Source organism: Cereibacter changlensis JA139, from assembly GCF_003034985.1.
Lineage (GTDB): Bacteria > Pseudomonadota > Alphaproteobacteria > Rhodobacterales > Rhodobacteraceae > Cereibacter > Cereibacter changlensis.
The window spans coordinates 1-18,223 of record NZ_PZKG01000083.1 but is presented as its reverse complement, the minus strand read 5'-3'; the positions used below and the strand labels follow the sequence as shown (position 1 = coordinate 18,223).

The 18,223-nt window shown below is 64.1% G+C and carries 15 protein-coding genes and 1 tRNA gene; all 16 read left to right on the top strand.

Going from position 1 to position 18,223, the window contains the following annotated elements; genetic code table 11:
* A partial coding sequence (locus tag C5F48_RS15735) for an EF-Tu C-terminal domain-related protein (RefSeq protein WP_502525974.1) occupies positions 1-316 on the top strand: 316 nt, incomplete at its 5' end.
* 159 nt (positions 317-475) lie between these two features.
* Positions 476-1,114, top strand: coding sequence for a CatB-related O-acetyltransferase (locus tag C5F48_RS15730; RefSeq protein ID WP_107664835.1), 639 nt, complete (start codon positions 476-478; stop codon positions 1,112-1,114).
* Positions 1,115-1,188: 74 nt separating this feature from the next.
* A tRNA-Trp gene (locus C5F48_RS15725) sits at positions 1,189-1,264 on the top strand.
* A 170-nt stretch (positions 1,265-1,434) separates the two neighbouring features.
* Positions 1,435-1,629 carry a preprotein translocase subunit SecE gene (gene secE / locus C5F48_RS15720; protein WP_107664836.1) on the top strand — a complete coding sequence of 65 codons (195 nt, stop codon included), beginning with the start codon at positions 1,435-1,437 and terminating at the stop codon, positions 1,627-1,629.
* Between the two features lie 186 nt (positions 1,630-1,815).
* Complete coding sequence (nusG, locus tag C5F48_RS15715) at positions 1,816-2,349, top strand: transcription termination/antitermination protein NusG (RefSeq protein ID WP_107664834.1); 534 nt, start codon at positions 1,816-1,818, stop codon at positions 2,347-2,349.
* A gap of 94 nt (positions 2,350-2,443) precedes the next feature.
* Complete coding sequence (gene rplK, locus C5F48_RS15710; RefSeq protein WP_107664833.1) at positions 2,444-2,896, top strand: 50S ribosomal protein L11; 453 nt, start codon at positions 2,444-2,446, stop codon at positions 2,894-2,896.
* Positions 2,896-3,594 (top strand): 50S ribosomal protein L1, encoded by a 699-nt coding sequence (gene rplA, locus C5F48_RS15705; protein ID WP_107664832.1) that lies wholly within the window; start codon positions 2,896-2,898, stop codon positions 3,592-3,594. The genes rplK and rplA overlap by 1 nt, the downstream gene beginning before the upstream one ends.
* A 278-nt stretch (positions 3,595-3,872) precedes the next feature.
* On the top strand, positions 3,873-4,388 hold the full coding sequence (gene rplJ / locus C5F48_RS15700; protein WP_107664831.1) for a 50S ribosomal protein L10: 516 nt from the start codon (positions 3,873-3,875) through the stop codon (positions 4,386-4,388).
* A gap of 69 nt (positions 4,389-4,457) precedes the next feature.
* Positions 4,458-4,832 (top strand): 50S ribosomal protein L7/L12, encoded by a 375-nt coding sequence (gene rplL / locus C5F48_RS15695; protein WP_107664830.1) that lies wholly within the window; start codon positions 4,458-4,460, stop codon positions 4,830-4,832.
* A gap of 241 nt (positions 4,833-5,073) precedes the next feature.
* Complete coding sequence (rpoB, locus tag C5F48_RS15690) at positions 5,074-9,207, top strand: DNA-directed RNA polymerase subunit beta (RefSeq protein WP_107664829.1); 4,134 nt, start codon at positions 5,074-5,076, stop codon at positions 9,205-9,207.
* 96 nt (positions 9,208-9,303) lie between these two features.
* Positions 9,304-13,542, top strand: coding sequence for a DNA-directed RNA polymerase subunit beta' (gene rpoC / locus C5F48_RS15685; protein ID WP_107664828.1), 4,239 nt, complete (start codon positions 9,304-9,306; stop codon positions 13,540-13,542).
* Positions 13,543-13,653: 111 nt separating this feature from the next.
* The gene (locus tag C5F48_RS15680) at positions 13,654-14,532 is read left to right on the top strand and encodes a DMT family transporter (RefSeq protein WP_170139758.1); all 879 of its coding nucleotides are present in this window, start codon (positions 13,654-13,656) and stop codon (positions 14,530-14,532) included.
* Between the two features lie 275 nt (positions 14,533-14,807).
* Positions 14,808-15,179 (top strand): 30S ribosomal protein S12, encoded by a 372-nt coding sequence (gene rpsL / locus C5F48_RS15675; RefSeq protein ID WP_022705589.1) that lies wholly within the window; start codon positions 14,808-14,810, stop codon positions 15,177-15,179.
* 12 nt (positions 15,180-15,191) lie between these two features.
* Positions 15,192-15,662: a 30S ribosomal protein S7 gene (gene rpsG, locus C5F48_RS15670; RefSeq protein ID WP_107664827.1), complete on the top strand. Its 471-nt coding sequence runs from the start codon at positions 15,192-15,194 to the stop codon at positions 15,660-15,662.
* A gap of 22 nt (positions 15,663-15,684) precedes the next feature.
* The gene (fusA, locus tag C5F48_RS15665; RefSeq protein ID WP_107664826.1) at positions 15,685-17,805 is read left to right on the top strand and encodes an elongation factor G; all 2,121 of its coding nucleotides are present in this window, start codon (positions 15,685-15,687) and stop codon (positions 17,803-17,805) included.
* An 85-nt stretch (positions 17,806-17,890) separates the two neighbouring features.
* Positions 17,891-18,223, top strand: a 333-nt coding sequence (locus tag C5F48_RS15660) for a GTP-binding protein (protein ID WP_181247682.1), incomplete at its 3' end; no start/stop codon positions are given.

Genomic DNA, 18,223 nt, shown 5'->3' with positions numbered 1-18,223 from the left:
CCAGGTGCTGTGCAAGCCCGCCTCGGTGAAGCCGCACACGAAGTTCGAGGCCGAGGCCTACATCCTCACCAAGGAGGAAGGCGGCCGCCACACCCCGTTCTTCGCGAACTACCGTCCGCAGTTCTACTTCCGCACGACCGACGTCACCGGCACCGTGCAGCTGCCGGAAGGTACCGAAATGGTGATGCCGGGCGACAACCTGAAGTTCAACGTCGAACTGATCGCCCCGATCGCCATGGAAGAAAAACTCCGCTTCGCCATCCGCGAAGGCGGCCGCACCGTCGGCGCGGGCGTGGTGTCCAAGATCATCGCCTGATCTCGGCGAGAGCTTTCGGAAGGCGCGCGGGGGAAACCCCGCGCGCCTTTCGCTTTTCCGGGACGGCGCTTTGCGCTAGCCTGACCCGAGCACCGATGGAGGCCGATATGGTGATCTTCCCGTTCTGACCCCTTTCCCGAAACAGAACCGGAGCCTGCCATGCCTTTCCTCGACCCCGCCCTGCGGTATCCGATGCGCTTTGCCGATGGCCACGAGAACCGCTCGATGGTGCATCTGAACCGGGTGATCGACCATCCGAACATCCGCATCGGCGACCATACCTATGCCAACGAGTTCGACCCACCCGAGGATTGGGCGGCGCGGCTGGCGCCCTATACCTATCCCGGCGCGCCGGAGCGGCTTGAGATCGGGCGCTTCTGCCAGATCGCCCATGGCGCGCGCTTCCTCACCGCCTCGGCCAATCACCCGATGGGCGGGCTTTCCACATATCCCTTTCCCATCTTCGACCCGGCGGCGCTGGAGCCCTACAAGGCGGGCATGAGCGGCCTTCCCGACACGATGATCGGCCATGACGTCTGGATCGGCCATGGCGCGCTGATCCTGCCGGGCGCGCGGCTGGGGCATGGCGTCATCGTCGGGGCAGGGGCGGTGGTGGCGGGCGAGGTACCCGACTATGCCATCGTCACGGGCAATCCGGCGCGGGTGCTGCGGATGCGGTTTGACGCCGACCGCATCGCCCGGCTGTTGGCGCTGGCCTGGTGGGACTGGCCGCTGGAGCGCATCGCCACGCGGCTGGAGGCGATCGCCACCGGCGACCTCGACGCGATGGAGGCATGAGGCCGCAATCGGCGCGAAGCTGAAACTTCGGTCTTGATTTCGGCGGCGCGGTGCAATACCTCGCGGTCAGGCTTAGGAGTTTAGCTCAGTTGGTAGAGCATCGGTCTCCAAAACCGAGGGTCGTGGGTTCGAGTCCCCCAACTCCTGCCAAGCCTCTTCCGTGACATCGCGTGTCTTCGCCTGCATTTCCCGTGCATCGGGAAGGCTTGCGGGTCGCGACGCGCTCGAGCCTTGAAATCCCGGACCCGAGCGCGTATCTGCGGCGCGACACCCATTCAGCCAAGCGCGTCTGCCGCGCGGCGCTTTATCAGGACATGACGATGGCCAAGGCGAATCCGTTCCAGTTCATTTCGCAGGTGCGCAGCGAGGTCGGCAAAGTCGTCTGGCCCGGCCGCCGCGAGGTGCTGCTGACCACGATCATGGTCTTCGTCATGGCGGCGCTGACCGCGACCTTCTTCTCGCTGGTGGATTTCGGCATCCGCCAGGGGCTGAGCGCCGTGCTCAACGCGTTCTGAGACAGGCCGGCCCTGCGGTTTTTTCTTGAACTGAAGGGGCCTGCCCTGTATTCGGACGGTGATTGACAAAGATCGGCGCGCAGCGATTCGGGTTGCGCGCTGTTTTTTGTTCTGGGATTGGGCGGAAAACGCCCGATGCAAAAGAACTTCCGGGGATATCCCCCGGGCAGAGAAGGTGACTGTGGCATGGCGAAGCGGTGGTATTCGGTGAGCGTCCTCTCGAACTTCGAGAAGAAGATCGCCGAGCAGATCAAGCAAGCCGTGGCGGATGCGGGGCTCGAAGACGAGATCGAAGAGGTTCTCGTTCCGACCGAGGAAGTGCTGGAAGTGCGGCGCGGCAAGAAGGTGACGTCGGAACGTCGCTTCATGCCGGGTTACGTGCTGGTCCGCATGGAAATGTCGAACCGCGGCTATCACCTGATCTCCTCGATCAACCGGGTGACCGGGTTCCTCGGTCCGCAGGGCAAGCCGATGCCGATGCGCGACGCCGAGGTGAACGCGATCCTCAACCGCGTGGAAGAGGGCGAGGCGCAGCCGCGCAGCCTGATCCGCTTCGACATCGGCGAGACGGTGCAGGTCACCGACGGCCCGTTCGAGGGCTTCTCGGGCATGGTCGAGGATGTGGATGACGAGCACAGCCGCCTGAAGGTGACCGTGTCGATCTTTGGCCGGGCGACCCCGGTCGAGCTGGAATTCACTCAGGTGTCCAAGGGCGCCTGAGCGATCTCGTGGGAGGCGAGCGCGCCCTCGGGCGTGACGGACCGGACCACTAAACCATGCTTCCTTCGGGGAGCGGTGACAAAGGAGAGGCCAGATGGCCAAGAAGATTATCGGCAGCCTCAAGCTGCAAGTTAAGGCGGGGCAAGCCAACCCGTCCCCGCCCGTCGGCCCGGCCCTGGGTCAGCGCGGCCTGAACATCATGGCCTTCGTGAAGGAATTCAACGCGAAGACCGCCGACATCGAGCCGGGCACGCCGACTCCGGTGATCATCACCTACTATCAGGACAAGTCGTTCAGCCTCGAGCTGAAGACGGCTCCGGCCTCGTTCCTGCTGAAGAAGGCCGCCGGTCTTCCGCCGGTGGGCAAGCGCAACCGCGCCAAGGGTTCGGTCAAGCCGGGTCACATGGTTGCCGGTTCCGTGACGGTCGCGCAGATCCGCTCGATCGCCGAAGCCAAGATGAAGGACCTGAACGCCAACTCCGTGGAAGCTGCGATGCAGATCATCCTCGGCTCGGCGAAGTCCTGCGGTATCGAGGTGAAAGCGTAATGGCAAAGCTCGGAAAACGTTCGCGCGCTGCGCGTGAAGCCTTCGCCGGCAAGGATCTGATCACCGTCGAGGACGCTGTCGCTCTGGTGAAGGGCTCGGCCTCCGCCAAGTTCGACGAGACGCTGGAAATCGCGCTGAACCTCGGCGTCGACCCGCGTCACGCCGACCAGATGGTCCGTGGCGTCGTCACCCTGCCGAACGGCACGGGCAAGACCGTCCGCGTCGCCGTCTTCGCCCGTGGCGCCAAGGCTGACGAAGCCAAGGCCGCCGGTGCGGATATCGTCGGCGCCGAAGACCTGATGGAGACGATCCAGTCCGGCAAGATCGAGTTCGACCGTTGCATCGCGACGCCGGACATGATGCCGCTGGTCGGCCGTCTCGGCAAGATCCTCGGCCCGCGCAACCTGATGCCGAACCCCAAGGTCGGCACGGTGACGATGGACGTGACCAACGCGGTCAACAACGCCAAGGGCGGCGAAGTGCAGTTCAAGGTCGAGAAGGCCGGCGTCATCCATGCCGGCATCGGCAAGGTGTCCTTCGGCGAAGAGAAACTCGCCGAGAACATCCGCGCCTTCGTCGAAGCCGTGAGCCGTGCGAAGCCGACCGGCGCGAAAGGCACCTACCTCAAGAAGGTGTCGCTGTCCTCGACCATGGGTCCGGGCGTCGCCGTCGATCTGACCTCGGCCACCACGCGCTGAGTCATCCGGGATGCGCCTTCCCGCGCATCCCACGAAATTCCCGCGCAGCGATGCACGGGATGGCGGGGCGGCCCGCAAGGATCGCCGCCCTGTCCTGTCCGAGACGGCGGGTGAGCTTATGCTCTTAATCTCCTGCCTGAGATGGGGATCGAGACGGATTTTTCGGGGGATTTCCCTCGGGTGATTTTGGCCTCGGGACCACATCGCGGACCCGAACGCCCCGGACGCTCCGGGGCAAACATGAGCCGGGGGGAAACCCCCATACTTGGAGTGAACCTGTGGATAGAGCCCAGAAAGAGAAAGTGGTCGAGGAACTCGGCCAGATCTTCGCAAGCTCTGGCGTGGTTGTGGTTGCACACTACGCAGGCGTCACGGTTGCACAGATGCAGGACCTGCGCGCGCAGATGCGCGAAGTTGGCGGGTCCGTACGCGTTGCCAAGAACAAGCTCGCCAAGATCGCCCTTGAAGGGAAACCCGCCGTTAAGATGGGTGACCTGCTCACGGGCATGACCGTGATGGCCTATTCCGAGGACCCCGTCGCTGCGGCGAAGGTTGCGGAAGCCTATGCCAAGAAGAACGACAAGTTCGTGATTCTGGGCGGGGCAATGGGCGACACGATCCTGGACCAGGCCGGTGTGAAAGCCGTGGCCGCCATGCCGTCGCGCGAGGAGCTCATTGCTTCGATCGTGGCTTGCATCGGTGCGCCCGCGTCGAGCATCGCCGGGGCCATTGGCGCGCCTGCTTCGAACATCGCCGGCATCCTCTCCACCCTGGAGGAGCGGGAAGCCGCTTGAGCAATCTGACGACCTGCGTGGGTTGTTTCCCACCATGTTGGACCCCATCTTGATAGAACGGAACAGAAAATGGCTGATCTGAAGAAACTCGCCGAAGAAATCGTGAACCTCACGCTGCTTCAGGCCCAAGAACTGAAAACCATCCTGAAGGACGAATACGGCATCGAGCCGGCTGCCGGTGGCGCCGTCATGATGGCTGCCGGCCCGGCTGCTGCGGCTGCCCCGGTCGAAGAGCAGACCGAATTCGATGTTGTTCTGACCGAAGCCGGCCCGAACAAGATCAACGTCATCAAGGAAGTCCGTGCGATCACCGGTCTTGGCCTGAAAGAAGCCAAGGACCTCGTGGAAGCTGGCGGCAAGGTGAAGGAAGGCGTCTCGAAAGCCGACGCCGAAGGCTTCAAGAAGAAGCTGGAAGAAGCTGGCGCCAAGGTCGACCTGAAGTAATCGGTCGGATGCCTCTGGCATCGCCTTGAAGAATTGGCTGGGTCCGAAGCATATTCGGGCCCAGCCGAACCTGTCTTGGAAGGGGCTTTCGCCCAAGTCCCTTCCAAGGCGCGGTTCGAGGTTCGGGAGCCATCCGGTGGGACGGATGGCATGAATGGAACCTTACCCCCTGCTTCGCAAGCGGCGCATGCCCGTGGCCCGACGGTCCGTGCGCCCGCGAAAACGAAAGGTGACTTCGAGCATGGCTCAGAGCTACGTTGGCCAGAAGCGTATCCGCAGGTATTTCGGCAAGATCCGTGAAGTCCTGGAGATGCCGAACCTCATCGAGGTTCAGAAATCCTCCTACGACCTGTTCCTGAAATCCGGCGACGGCCCGAAGCCGACCGATGGCGACGGGATCCAGGGCGTGTTCCAGTCGGTCTTCCCGATCAAGGACTTCAACGAGACGGCGGTGCTCGAGTTCGTGAAATACGAGCTGGAGAAGCCGAAGTACGACGTCGAGGAATGCCAGAGCCGCGACATGACCTATGCCGCGCCGCTGAAGGTGACGCTGCGCCTGATCGTGTTCGATATCGACGAGGACACCGGCGCGCGCTCGGTCAAGGACATCAAGGAACAGGACGTCTACATGGGCGACATGCCCCTGATGACGGCCAACGGCACCTTCGTGGTGAACGGCACCGAGCGGGTCATCGTTTCCCAGATGCACCGCTCGCCGGGTGTGTTCTTCGATCATGACAAGGGCAAGACCCACTCTTCGGGCAAGCTGCTGTTCGCCTGCCGCATCATTCCCTACCGCGGGTCCTGGCTCGACTTCGAGTTCGACGCCAAGGACATCGTCTTTGCCCGCATCGACCGTCGCCGCAAGCTGCCGGTGACGACGCTGCTCTATGCCCTGGGCATGGATCAGGAAGGCATCATGGATGCCTACTATCAGACGGTGAATTACAGCTATGTTAAGAACAAGGGCTGGGTCACCAAGTTTTTCCCCGAGCGGATGCGCGGCACCCGTCCGGCCTTCGACCTGGTCGATGCGGCCACCGGCGAGGTGATCTGCAAGGCCGGGGACAAGATGACCCCGCGCATGGCGAACGAGATCATCAAGGCCGGCAGCGTCTCGGAACTGCTGCTGCCCTTCGACCAGATCGTCGGCCGCTACGTGGCGAAAGACATCATCAACGAGGAAACCGGCGAGATCTGGGTCGAAGCCGGTGACGAACTGACGATGGAATACGACCGCGACGGCGGCGTGAAGGGCGGCACCCTGAAGCTGCTGCTCGATCAGGGCATCACAGAGATCCCGGTGCTCGACATCGACAACGTCAACGTCGGCCCCTACATCCGCAACACCATGGCGGCGGACAAGAACATGGGCCGCGACACCGCGCTCATGGACATCTACCGCGTCATGCGCCCGGGCGAGCCGCCGACCGTCGAAGCCGCGTCGAACCTGTTCGACACGCTGTTCTTCGACAGCGAGCGCTACGACCTCTCGGCCGTCGGCCGGGTGAAGATGAACATGCGCCTTAACCTCGGCCGCCCAGATACCCAGCGTACTCTGGACCGTGCGGACATCATCGCCTGCATCAAGGCGCTGACCGAGCTGCGCGACGGCAAGGGCGAGATCGACGACATCGACCACCTCGGCAACCGCCGGGTGCGCTCGGTCGGCGAGCTGATGGAGAACCAGTACCGCGTCGGCCTGCTCCGCATGGAACGGGCGATCAAGGAGCGCATGTCCTCGGTCGAGATCGACACGATCATGCCGCAGGACCTGATCAACGCCAAACCGGCGGCGGCGGCGGTGCGTGAATTCTTCGGCTCCTCGCAGCTGTCGCAGTTCATGGACCAGACCAACCCGCTGTCCGAAGTGACGCACAAGCGCCGTCTCTCGGCGCTCGGGCCGGGCGGTCTGACGCGGGAACGCGCGGGCTTCGAGGTCCGCGACGTTCACCCGACCCACTATGGCCGGATGTGCCCGATCGAGACGCCGGAAGGTCAGAACATCGGTCTGATCAACTCGCTGGCGACGTTCGCCCGGGTGAACAAGTACGGCTTCATCGAGACCCCCTACCGCAAGGTGATCGACGGTCAGGTGACCGACGAGGTGGTCTACATGTCGGCGACCGAGGAAATGCGTCACACGGTGGCCCAGGCCAACGCGGCGCAGGACGAGGAAGGCCGTTTCACCGACGACCTGATCTCGTCGCGCAAGGGCGGCGAGTTCATGCTGAACCCGACCGACGCGATCGACCTGATCGACGTGTCGCCGAAGCAGCTCGTCTCGGTTGCGGCCTCGCTGATCCCGTTCCTCGAGAATGACGACGCCAACCGCGCCCTCATGGGCTCGAACATGCAACGGCAGGCGGTTCCGCTGCTGCAGTCCGACGCGCCCTTCGTGGGCACGGGGATCGAGGCCGTGGTGGCGCGCGACTCCGGGGCGGCCATCATGGCGCGCCGCGCGGGCATCATCGACCAGGTCGATGCGACCCGTATCGTCGTGCGCGCAACCGAGCTGCTGGAGCCGGGCGAGCCGGGCGTGGACATCTACCGTCTGCGCAAGTTCAAGCGGTCGAACCAGTCCTCCTGCATCAACCAGCGCCCGCTGGTGAAGGTGGGCGACACGGTGGCGCGTGGCGAGGTTGTGGCCGACGGCCCCTGCACCGACATGGGTGAACTGGCGCTTGGCCGGAACATCATCGTCGCCTTCATGCCGTGGAACGGCTACAACTACGAAGACTCGATCCTGATCTCCGAGCGCATCCTGCGCGACGACGTCTTCACCTCGATCCACATCGAGGAATACGAAGTCGCCGCCCGCGACACCAAGCTCGGGCCGGAAGAGATCACCCGCGATATCCCGAACGTCGGCGAGGAAGCCCTGCGCAACCTCGACGAAGCCGGGATCGTCTATATCGGCGCCGAAGTGCAGCCGGGCGACATCCTCGTGGGCAAGATCACCCCGAAGGGCGAAAGCCCGATGACGCCGGAAGAGAAGCTTCTGCGCGCCATCTTCGGCGAAAAGGCGTCGGACGTGCGCGATACCTCGCTGCGCCTGCCGCCGGGGGCCTATGGCACGATCGTCGAGGTGCGGGTTTTCAACCGTCACGGCGTCGACAAGGACGAGCGCGCGCTGCAGATCGAGCGCGAGGAAGTCGAACGTCTGGCCCGTGACCGGGACGACGAGCTGGCGATCCTCGAGCGCAACATCTACTCGCGTCTCAAGACGCTGCTGATGGGCAAGGTCGCGGTCAAGGGCCCGAAGGGCATGAAGCCGGGCGCCGAGATCAACGACGATCTGCTGGGCACGCTGTCGCGCGGCCAGTGGTGGCAGCTGGCGCTCGGCGAGGAAGCCGAAGCCAAGGACGTCGAGGCCCTGCACGAGCAGTTCGAGGCGCAGAAGCGCGCGCTCGATCACCGCTTCGAGGACAAGGTCGAGAAGGTCCGTCGCGGCGACGACCTGCCCCCGGGCGTGATGAAGATGGTCAAGGTCTTCGTGGCGGTGAAGCGCAAGCTGCAGCCGGGCGACAAGATGGCCGGCCGTCACGGCAACAAGGGCGTCATCTCCAAGGTCGTGCCGATCGAGGACATGCCGTTCCTCGCCGATGGCACCGCTGTGGACCTCGTGCTGAACCCGCTGGGCGTGCCGTCGCGCATGAACGTCGGGCAGATCCTCGAGACCCACATGGGTTGGGCGGCGCGTGGCCTCGGCATCAAGATCGACGATGCCCTGCGCGACTTCCGCCGCTCGGGCGACCTGTCCCCGGTGAAGGAGGCCATGCGTCTCGCCTATGGCGACGAGACCTATGAAGCCGCCTTCGCCGACCGGGAAGACGCCGACCTGATCGAGCTGGCGGGCAACGTGACCAAGGGCGTGCCGATCGCGACCCCGGTCTTCGACGGGGCCAAGGAAGGCGACGTGAACGACGCGCTGCGCCGGGCGGGCTTCAACGAGTCCGGCCAGTCCATCGTGTTCGACGGTCGCTCGGGCGAGCAGTTCGCGCGTCCGGTCACCGTGGGCGTGAAGTACATGCTCAAGCTGCACCACCTTGTCGACGACAAGCTGCACGCCCGGTCCACCGGCCCGTACAGCCTCGTCACCCAGCAGCCGCTGGGCGGTAAGGCGCAGTTCGGTGGCCAGCGTCTCGGGGAGATGGAGGTCTGGGCTCTGGAAGCCTATGGCGCCGCCTATACCCTGCAGGAAATGCTGACCGTGAAGTCGGATGACGTGGCAGGCCGGACGAAGATGTACGAGAGCATCGTGAAGGGCGAAGACAACTTCGAGGCCGGTGTGCCCGAAAGCTTCAACGTTCTGGTGAAGGAAGTGCGCGGCCTCGGCCTGAACATGGAACTCCTGGATGCGGAGGACGAGTGACGGAAAGGCGTGCAGCACGCACGCCCGTAGGGTGCGCATTCATTGCGCACCTTTCCTGACCAACGTCCCCCGCCGCCGCAAATCTAAGGATTGAAGATGAACCAGGAACTCAGCACCAACCCGTTCAACCCGGTGGCGCCTGTCAAGACCTTCGACGAGATCAAGATCTCTCTGGCCTCGCCAGAGCGGATCCTGTCGTGGTCCTATGGCGAGATCAAGAAGCCGGAAACCATCAACTACCGCACGTTCAAGCCGGAGCGTGACGGCCTGTTCTGCGCCCGGATCTTCGGGCCGATCAAGGATTACGAGTGCCTCTGCGGCAAGTACAAGCGCATGAAGTATCGCGGCGTCGTCTGCGAGAAGTGCGGCGTTGAAGTCACGCTCCAGAAGGTGCGTCGCGAGCGGATGGGGCATATCGAGCTCGCCGCCCCGGTCGCGCATATCTGGTTCCTGAAGTCGCTGCCGAGCCGGATCGGCCTCATGCTCGACATGACGCTGCGCGATCTTGAGCGGATCCTCTACTTCGAGAACTACGTCGTGATCGAGCCGGGTCTGACCGACCTGACCTATGGCCAGCTGATGACCGAGGAAGAATTCCTCGACGCGCAGGACCAGTATGGCGCCGACGCCTTCACCGCCAACATCGGCGCCGAGGCGATCCGCGAGATGCTGTCGGCCATCGACCTCGATGCGACCGCGACCCAGCTTCGGGAAGACCTGAAGGAAGCCACGGGCGAGCTGAAGCCGAAGAAGATCATCAAGCGGCTGAAGATCGTCGAATCCTTCCTCGAGTCGGGCAACCGCCCCGAGTGGATGATCCTGACCGTGCTGCCGGTGATCCCGCCGGAACTGCGCCCGCTGGTCCCGCTGGACGGCGGCCGCTTCGCCACGTCCGACCTGAACGACCTCTATCGCCGGGTCATCAACCGCAACAACCGCCTGAAGCGGCTGATCGAACTGCGCGCGCCCGACATCATCGTGCGCAACGAAAAGCGGATGCTGCAGGAAGCCGTCGACGCGCTGTTCGACAACGGCCGTCGTGGCCGCGTAATCACGGGCACCAACAAGCGCCCGCTGAAGTCGCTGTCTGACATGCTCAAGGGCAAGCAGGGACGGTTCCGTCAGAACCTGCTCGGCAAGCGGGTGGACTTCTCGGGTCGTTCGGTCATCGTGACCGGTCCGGAGCTGAAGCTGCACCAGTGCGGCCTGCCGAAGAAGATGGCGCTCGAGCTTTTCAAGCCGTTCATCTACTCGCGGCTTGAAGCCAAGGGTCTGTCCTCCACCGTCAAGCAGGCGAAGAAGCTGGTCGAGAAGGAGCGTCCCGAGGTCTGGGATATCCTCGACGAGGTGATCCGCGAGCACCCGGTTCTGCTGAACCGTGCGCCGACGCTGCACCGTCTGGGCATCCAGGCCTTCGAGCCGATCCTGATCGAGGGCAAGGCGATCCAGTTGCACCCGCTCGTCTGCTCGGCCTTCAACGCCGACTTCGACGGTGACCAGATGGCCGTCCACGTTCCGCTCTCGCTGGAAGCCCAGCTGGAAGCGCGCGTGCTGATGATGTCGACCAACAACGTGCTGTCGCCCGCCAACGGCGCGCCGATCATCGTGCCGTCGCAGGACATGGTTCTGGGGCTCTACTACACCACGATGGAGCGCAAGGGCATGGTCGGCGAGGGCATGGCCTTCGCCTCGGTCGAGGAAGTCGAACACGCGCTGGCCTCCGGCGCGGTGCATCTGCATGCCCGCATCAAGGCGCGGATCAAGCAGATCGACGACGAGGGCAACGAGGTCATCAAGCGCTACGAGACGACCCCGGGCCGTCTGCGTCTCGGCAACCTGCTGCCGCTGAACGCCAAGGCTCCATTCGAGCTGGTGAACCGCCTGCTGCGCAAGAAGGACGTGCAGAACGTCATCGACACCGTCTACCGCTACTGCGGCCAGAAGGAATCGGTGATCTTCTGTGACCAGATCATGGGCATGGGCTTCCGCGAGGCGTTCAAAGCCGGGATCTCCTTCGGCAAGGACGACATGCTGATCCCCGACACCAAATGGCCGATCGTCAACGACGTTCGCGATCAGGTGAAGGAATTCGAACAGCAGTACATGGACGGCCTGATCACCCAGGGCGAAAAGTACAACAAGGTCGTCGACGCCTGGTCGAAGTGCTCGGACAAGGTCGCGGCCGACATGATGGCCTCGATCTCCGCCGTGCATTACGACGATGCCGGCGCAGAGATGGAGCCGAACTCGGTCTACATGATGTCCCACTCCGGGGCCCGGGGTTCGCCCGCTCAGATGAAGCAGCTCGGCGGGATGCGCGGCCTGATGGCCAAGCCGAACGGCGAGATCATCGAGACGCCGATCATCTCGAACTTCAAGGAAGGTCTGACCGTTCTTGAATACTTCAACTCGACCCACGGCGCCCGGAAGGGTCTCGCGGACACCGCGTTGAAGACGGCGAACTCGGGCTACCTGACCCGTCGTCTGGTCGACGTGGCGCAGGACTGCATCGTGCGCAGCCATGACTGCGGCACCGAAAACGCCATCACGGCTTCGGCCGCGGTGAATGACGGTGAAGTGGTCTCCAGCCTTGCCGAGCGCGTGCTGGGCCGGGTGGCGGCGGATGACATCCTCGTTCCGGGCACCGACGAAGTGGTCGTGGCGCGTGGCGAGCTGATCGACGAACGTCGGGCCGACCTGATCGATCAGGCCGGTGTGGCCTCCGTGCGGATCCGCAGCCCGCTGACCTGTGAAGCGGAAGAGGGCGTCTGCGCCATGTGCTACGGGCGCGACCTTGCCCGCGGCACGCTGGTGAACCAGGGCGAGGCTGTCGGCATCATCGCCGCGCAGTCGATCGGCGAACCCGGCACGCAGCTGACGATGCGGACCTTCCACATCGGCGGCATCGCGCAGGGCGGCCAGCAGTCGTTCCTCGAAGCCAGCCAGGAAGGCAAGATCGAGTTCCGCAACGCCAACCTGCTCGAGAACGCCAATGGCGAGTTCATCGTCATGGGCCGGAACATGCAGATCGCCATCATCGACGAGGCCGGTCAGGAACGGGCGGCCCACAAGATCACCTATGGCGCGAAGATTCACGTCAAGGACGGCGCCACCGTCAAGCGCGGCGCCAAGCTGTTCGAATGGGACCCTTACACCCTGCCGATCATCGCCGAAAAGGGCGGTGTGGCGCGCTTCGTCGACCTCGTCTCGGGGATCTCGGTCCGCGAGGACACCGACGAGGCGACCGGCATGACGCAGAAGATCGTGTCCGACTGGCGCTCCGCGCCCAAGGGCAACGATCTGAAGCCGGAAGTGATCATCATGGACCCGGTGACCGGCGATCCGGTGCGGAACGAGTCGGGCAACCCGATCTCCTATCCGATGTCGGTGGACGCGGTTCTGTCCGTCGAGGACGGCCAAGACGTGAAGCCGGGCGACGTGGTGGCGCGTATCCCGCGTGAAGGCGCCCGGACCAAGGACATCACCGGGGGTCTTCCCCGCGTGGCGGAACTGTTCGAGGCCCGTCGTCCGAAGGATCACGCGATCATCGCCGAACACGATGGCTATGTGCGCTTTGGCAAGGACTACAAGAACAAGCGCCGCATCACCATCGAGCCGGTCGACGACACGGTGAACTCGGTCGAGTACATGGTGCCGAAGGGCAAGCATATCCCGGTGCAGGAAGGCGACTTCGTGCAGAAGGGCGACTACATCATGGACGGCAACCCGGCTCCGCACGACATCCTGCGGATCCTGGGGGTCGAAGCTCTGGCGAACTACATGATCGACGAGGTGCAGGACGTCTACCGACTGCAGGGCGTGAAGATCAACGACAAGCATATCGAGGTGATCGTGCGGCAGATGCTGCAGAAGTTCGAGATCCTCGACTCGGGCGAGACCACGCTGCTCAAGGGCGAGCATGTCGACAAGGCCGAGCTTGACGAGTTCAACCAGAAGGCCATCAAGCACGGCATGCGTGTCGCGACGGCCGAGCCGATCCTGCTCGGGATCACCAAGGCGTCGCTGCAGACCCGCAGCTTCATCTCGGCGGCCTCGTTCCAGGAGACGACGCGGGTGCTCACCGAGGCTTCGGTGCAGGGCAAGCGCGACAAGCTGGTCGGCCTGAAGGAGAACGTCATCGTCGGCCGTCTGATCCCGGCGGGGACCGGCGGCGCCACGAGCCGCGTGAAGAAGATCGCCGCGGATCGCGACCAGACGGTGATCGAGGCGCGGCGCTCCGAGGCGGAATCCGCCGCGGCGCTGGCCGCTCCGGTGCAGGATGTGCACGAGGCCGACAGCGGCCTGGTGGACACGGTCGAGAACCGCGACGAGTAAGATCGTCCAAGACGACAGGAACCCCCGCGCCTTTGGCGTGGGGGTTTTTCTTTGCCCTTCCGTTGGGCAATGAGCCCGACTACTGTTCGGCGAAACAGGCGGGCGGGCGGCATGCAGATCTCGGACAACGTGCGCGGCGCGCTCTACATGAATGTCGCCATGGCGGCCTTCACCCTGAACGACGCCTGCATGAAGGCGGTGGCCCAGAGCCTGCCGCTGTTCGAGGCGGTAGCGCTGCGCGGCCTGATCTCGATTCCGTTGCTGTTCCTCGTCGGCGCGCTGACCGGCGGGCTGATGCTGCGGCTGCCGCGGCGCGACGCCCGGATCGTCAGCATCCGCGCTCTGGCCGAGGTGGGGGCGACCATCACATTCCTCACCGCGCTGATCCACCTGCCGCTGGCCAACCTCTCGGCGATCATGCAGTCGACGCCGCTGGCGGTGACGCTGGCCGCCGCGCTGTTCCTGCGCGAGCCGGTCGGCTGGCGGCGGATGCTGGCGATCGGCATCGGCTTCTGCGGCGTGCTCATCATCATCCGTCCCGGCGGCAGCGGCTTCGACGGCTGGGGCATGCTGGGCCTCGCCTCGGTCTGCTGCGTCGTGCTGCGCGACCTTTCCACCCGGCAGCTGTCCCGCGCCGTGCCCTCGGTGACCGTGGCGCTCTGGTCCTCGGTGGTGATCACCGGCATGGGGCTGGTGGGGGCGACCCTGGGCGGCTGGCAGCCGGCGACCCTGGCGCATATGGCGGTGCTCGCGCTGTCGGCGGGGGCGATGGTGGTCGGCTACCTCTTCGTCATCATGGTGATGCGGGTCGGCGACATCAGCTTCGTCGCGCCGTTCCGCTACACCGCGCTGCTCTGGGCGATCCTGCTCGGCTGGCTGGTGTTCGGGTCGCTGCCGGATCTCTGGACGGTGGTCGGGTCGGCCATCGTGGTGGCCACGGGGCTCTTCACCCTCTACCGCGAATCCCGGCTGCGGGCGGCCAAAGCCTAATGCAGCAAGGACGAGCGGCTGTTGACATCACCCGCGACTCCCCCTATACGCCGCCTACCTGAGTTGCGGGCATGGCCTGCTGTCGGGACCTAGGTACTATAAGTGGTCATGATCCGGGCCTCCAAGCCCCGATCCTCTGGAATTCCACCGCGTCGTCCCCGCGAAGGGGGCGCATGCGGTATTGGTGTTTTGTGCAAACGGAACATCACGAACGGCGCCCCCCGAACGGATCCGGGCAGGCGTAAATGAAACGGGTTGCAACACGGGGAACGTGAATGCCAACGATCCAACAGCTCATCCGCAAACCGCGGGAGCCTCGAGTAAAACGGTCCAAGTCGCAGCACTTGGAATCCTGCCCGCAGAAGCGCGGCGTCTGCACGCGCGTCTACACGACGACGCCGAAGAAGCCGAACTCGGCTATGCGTAAGGTCGCCAAGGTGCGCCTGACGAACAGCTTCGAGGTGATCTGCTACATCCCCGGCGAAAAGCACAACCTTCAGGAACACTCCGTCGTCCTGATCCGCGGCGGTCGTATCAAAGACCTTCCGGGCGTGCGTTACCACATCCTGCGCGGTGTTCTCGATACCCAGGGTGTCAAAGACCGTCGTCAGCGTCGTTCGAAATACGGCGCGAAGCGTCCGAAGTAAGGAGAGGCAGAGATGTCCCGTCGTCACGCCGCCGAAAAGCGCGAAATTCTTCCCGATGCCAAGTACGGCGATACGGTTCTGACCAAGTTCATGAACAACCTCATGATCGACGGCAAGAAATCGGTGGCCGAATCCATCGTTTACAACGCGCTGGAGCGGGTGCAGTCCCGCCTGAAGCGCGAGCCGATCGAGGCCTTCCACGAGGCGCTCGACAACGTGAAGCCTTCGGTCGAAGTGCGTTCGCGTCGCGTCGGCGGCGCCACCTACCAGGTGCCGGTCGAAGTGCGGACCGAACGTCGCGAGGCCCTGGCGATCCGCTGGCTGATCATCGCGGCGCGCAAGCGCAACGAGAACACCATGGAAGAGCGTCTGGCAGCCGAGCTGGCCGATGCCTGCAACAACCGCGGCACCGCGGTGAAGAAGCGCGAAGACACGCACAAGATGGCCGACGCGAACAAAGCGTTCAGCCATTACCGCTGGTAACCACTTAGCCTGAGGCACTCCAATGGCACGCGACTACCCCCTGACCCGCTACCGCAACTTCGGTATCATTGCCCACATCGACGCGGGCAAAACCACGACGACCGAGCGGATTCTGTTCTACACAGGCAAATCCCACAAGATCGGCGAAGTGCATGACGGCGCTGCGACGATGGACTGGATGGAGCAGGAGCAGGAACGGGGGATCACGATCACCTCGGCTGCGACCACCACCTTCTGGCAGCGCACGGTCGACTCCAACGCCGTGGCGAAGGATGACCGTTACCGCTTCAACATCATCGACACCCCCGGCCACGTCGACTTCACCATCGAAGTCGAGCGTTCGCTGGCCGTGCTCGACGGTGCGGTGGTCCTGCTCGACGGCAACGCCGGCGTGGAGCCCCAGACCGAGACCGTGTGGCGTCAGGCTGACCGCTACAAGGTGCCGCGCATCGTGTTCGTCAACAAGATGGACAAGACCGGCGCCGATTTCTACAACTGCATCAAGATGATCAAGGACCGCACCGGCTCCGTGCCGCTGCCGATCCAGGTCCCGATCGGCGCCGAAGACAAGCTCGAAGGCATCATCGACCTGATCACCATGCAGGAGTGGGTCTACCAGGGTGAAGACCTGGGCGCCTCCTGGGTGCGCCAGCCGATCCGCGCCGACCTGCAGGAAGTCGCCAACGAGTGGCGCCACAACCTGCTGGAAATCGCGGTCGAGCAGGACGACGCCGCGATGGAAGCCTATCTCGAAGGCAACGAGCCGTCGGAAGACACCCTGCGTCAGCTGATCCGCAAGGGCTGTCTGTCGCTGTCCTTCGTGCCGATGCTCTGCGGCTCGTCCTTCAAGAACAAGGGCGTGCAGCCGATGCTGAACGCCGTGATCGACTTCCTGCCGAACCCGCTGGACGTTCCGCCCTACCTCGGCTTCGCGCCGGGCGACGAGACGGAAACCCGCAACATCGAGCGTTCGGCCGATGACGAGCAGCCCTTCTCGGCGCTGGCGTTCAAGATCATGAACGACCCCTTCGTGGGCTCGCTGACCTTCACGCGCATCTACTCGGGCGTGCTGAAGAAGGGCGACCAGATGCTGAACGCGACCAAGCAGCGCAAAGAGCGCGTTGGCCGCATGATGATGATGCACGCCATCAACCGCGAAGAGATCGAAGAAGCGTTTGCGGGCGACATCATCGCGCTGGCCGGTCTGAAAGAGACCACCACCGGTGACACGCTCTGCGACCCGAACAAGCCGGTCGTCCTCGAAACCATGACCTTCCCGGTCCCGGTCATCGAGATCGCCGTCGAGCCGAAAACCAAGGCCGACCAGGAGAAGATGGGCATCGCCCTCGCTCGCCTGGCCGCCGAGGACCCGTCCTTCCGCGTCGAGACCGATTTCGAATCGGGCCAGACCATCATGAAGGGCATGGGCGAACTTCACCTCGACATCCTAGTCGACCGCATGCGTCGCGAGTTCAAGGTCGAGGCGAACATCGGTGCGCCGCAGGTGGCCTATCGCGAGACCATCTCGCGCGAAGCCGAGATCGACTACACCCACAAGAAGCAGACCGGCGGCACGGGCCAGTTCGCCCGCGTCAAGCTTGTGATCACCCCGACCGAGCCGGGCGTCGGCTACTCCTTCGAGTCGAAGGTGGTCGGCGGCTCGGTGCCGAAGGAATACATCCCCGGCGTCGAGAAGGGCATCAAGTCGGTGATGGACTCCGGTCCGCTGGCGGGCTTCCCGGTGATCGACTTCAAGGTGGCCCTGATCGACGGCGCCTACCACGACGTCGACTCCTCGGTGCTGGCGTTCGAGATCGCTTCCCGGGCCGCCATGCGCGAGGGTCTGAAGAAGGCCGGCGCGAAGCTGCTCGAGCCGATCATGAAGGTCGAAGTGGTGACCCCGGAAGAATACACCGGCGGCATCATCGGCGACCTGACCTCGCGTCGCGGCATGGTTCAGGGGCAGGACACGCGCGGCAACGCCAACGTGATCAACGCCTTCGTTCCGCTCGCCAACATGTTCGGCTACATCAACACCCTGCGTTCGATGTCGTCGGGCCGTGCGAACTTCTCGATGTCCTTCGACCACTATGATGCGGTTCCGCAGAACATCTCCGACGAGATCCAGAAGAAATACGCTTAACCGGTGTGGCGGGGGTCTACCCCGCCCTACCAGACCTGTAGGGCGGGGCTTGCCCCGCCGCATCGAACGGAAATAGGAGGCCATCATGGCAAAGGCAAAGTTCGAACGTAACAAACCGCACGTCAACATTGGCACGATCGGCCACGTTGACCACGGCAAGACGACGCTGACGGCGGCGATCACCAAGTATTTCGGCGAATTCCGCGCCTATGACCAGATCGACGGCGCGCCGGAAGAGAAGGCCCGCGGGATCACGATCTCGACCGCCCACGTGGAATACGAGTCGGAAACCCGTCACTACGCCCACGTCGACTGCCCCGGCCACGCCGACTATGTGAAGAACATGATCACCGGCGCCGCGCAGATGGACGGCGCGATCCTGGTGGTGAACGCGGCCGACGGCCCGATGCCGCAGACG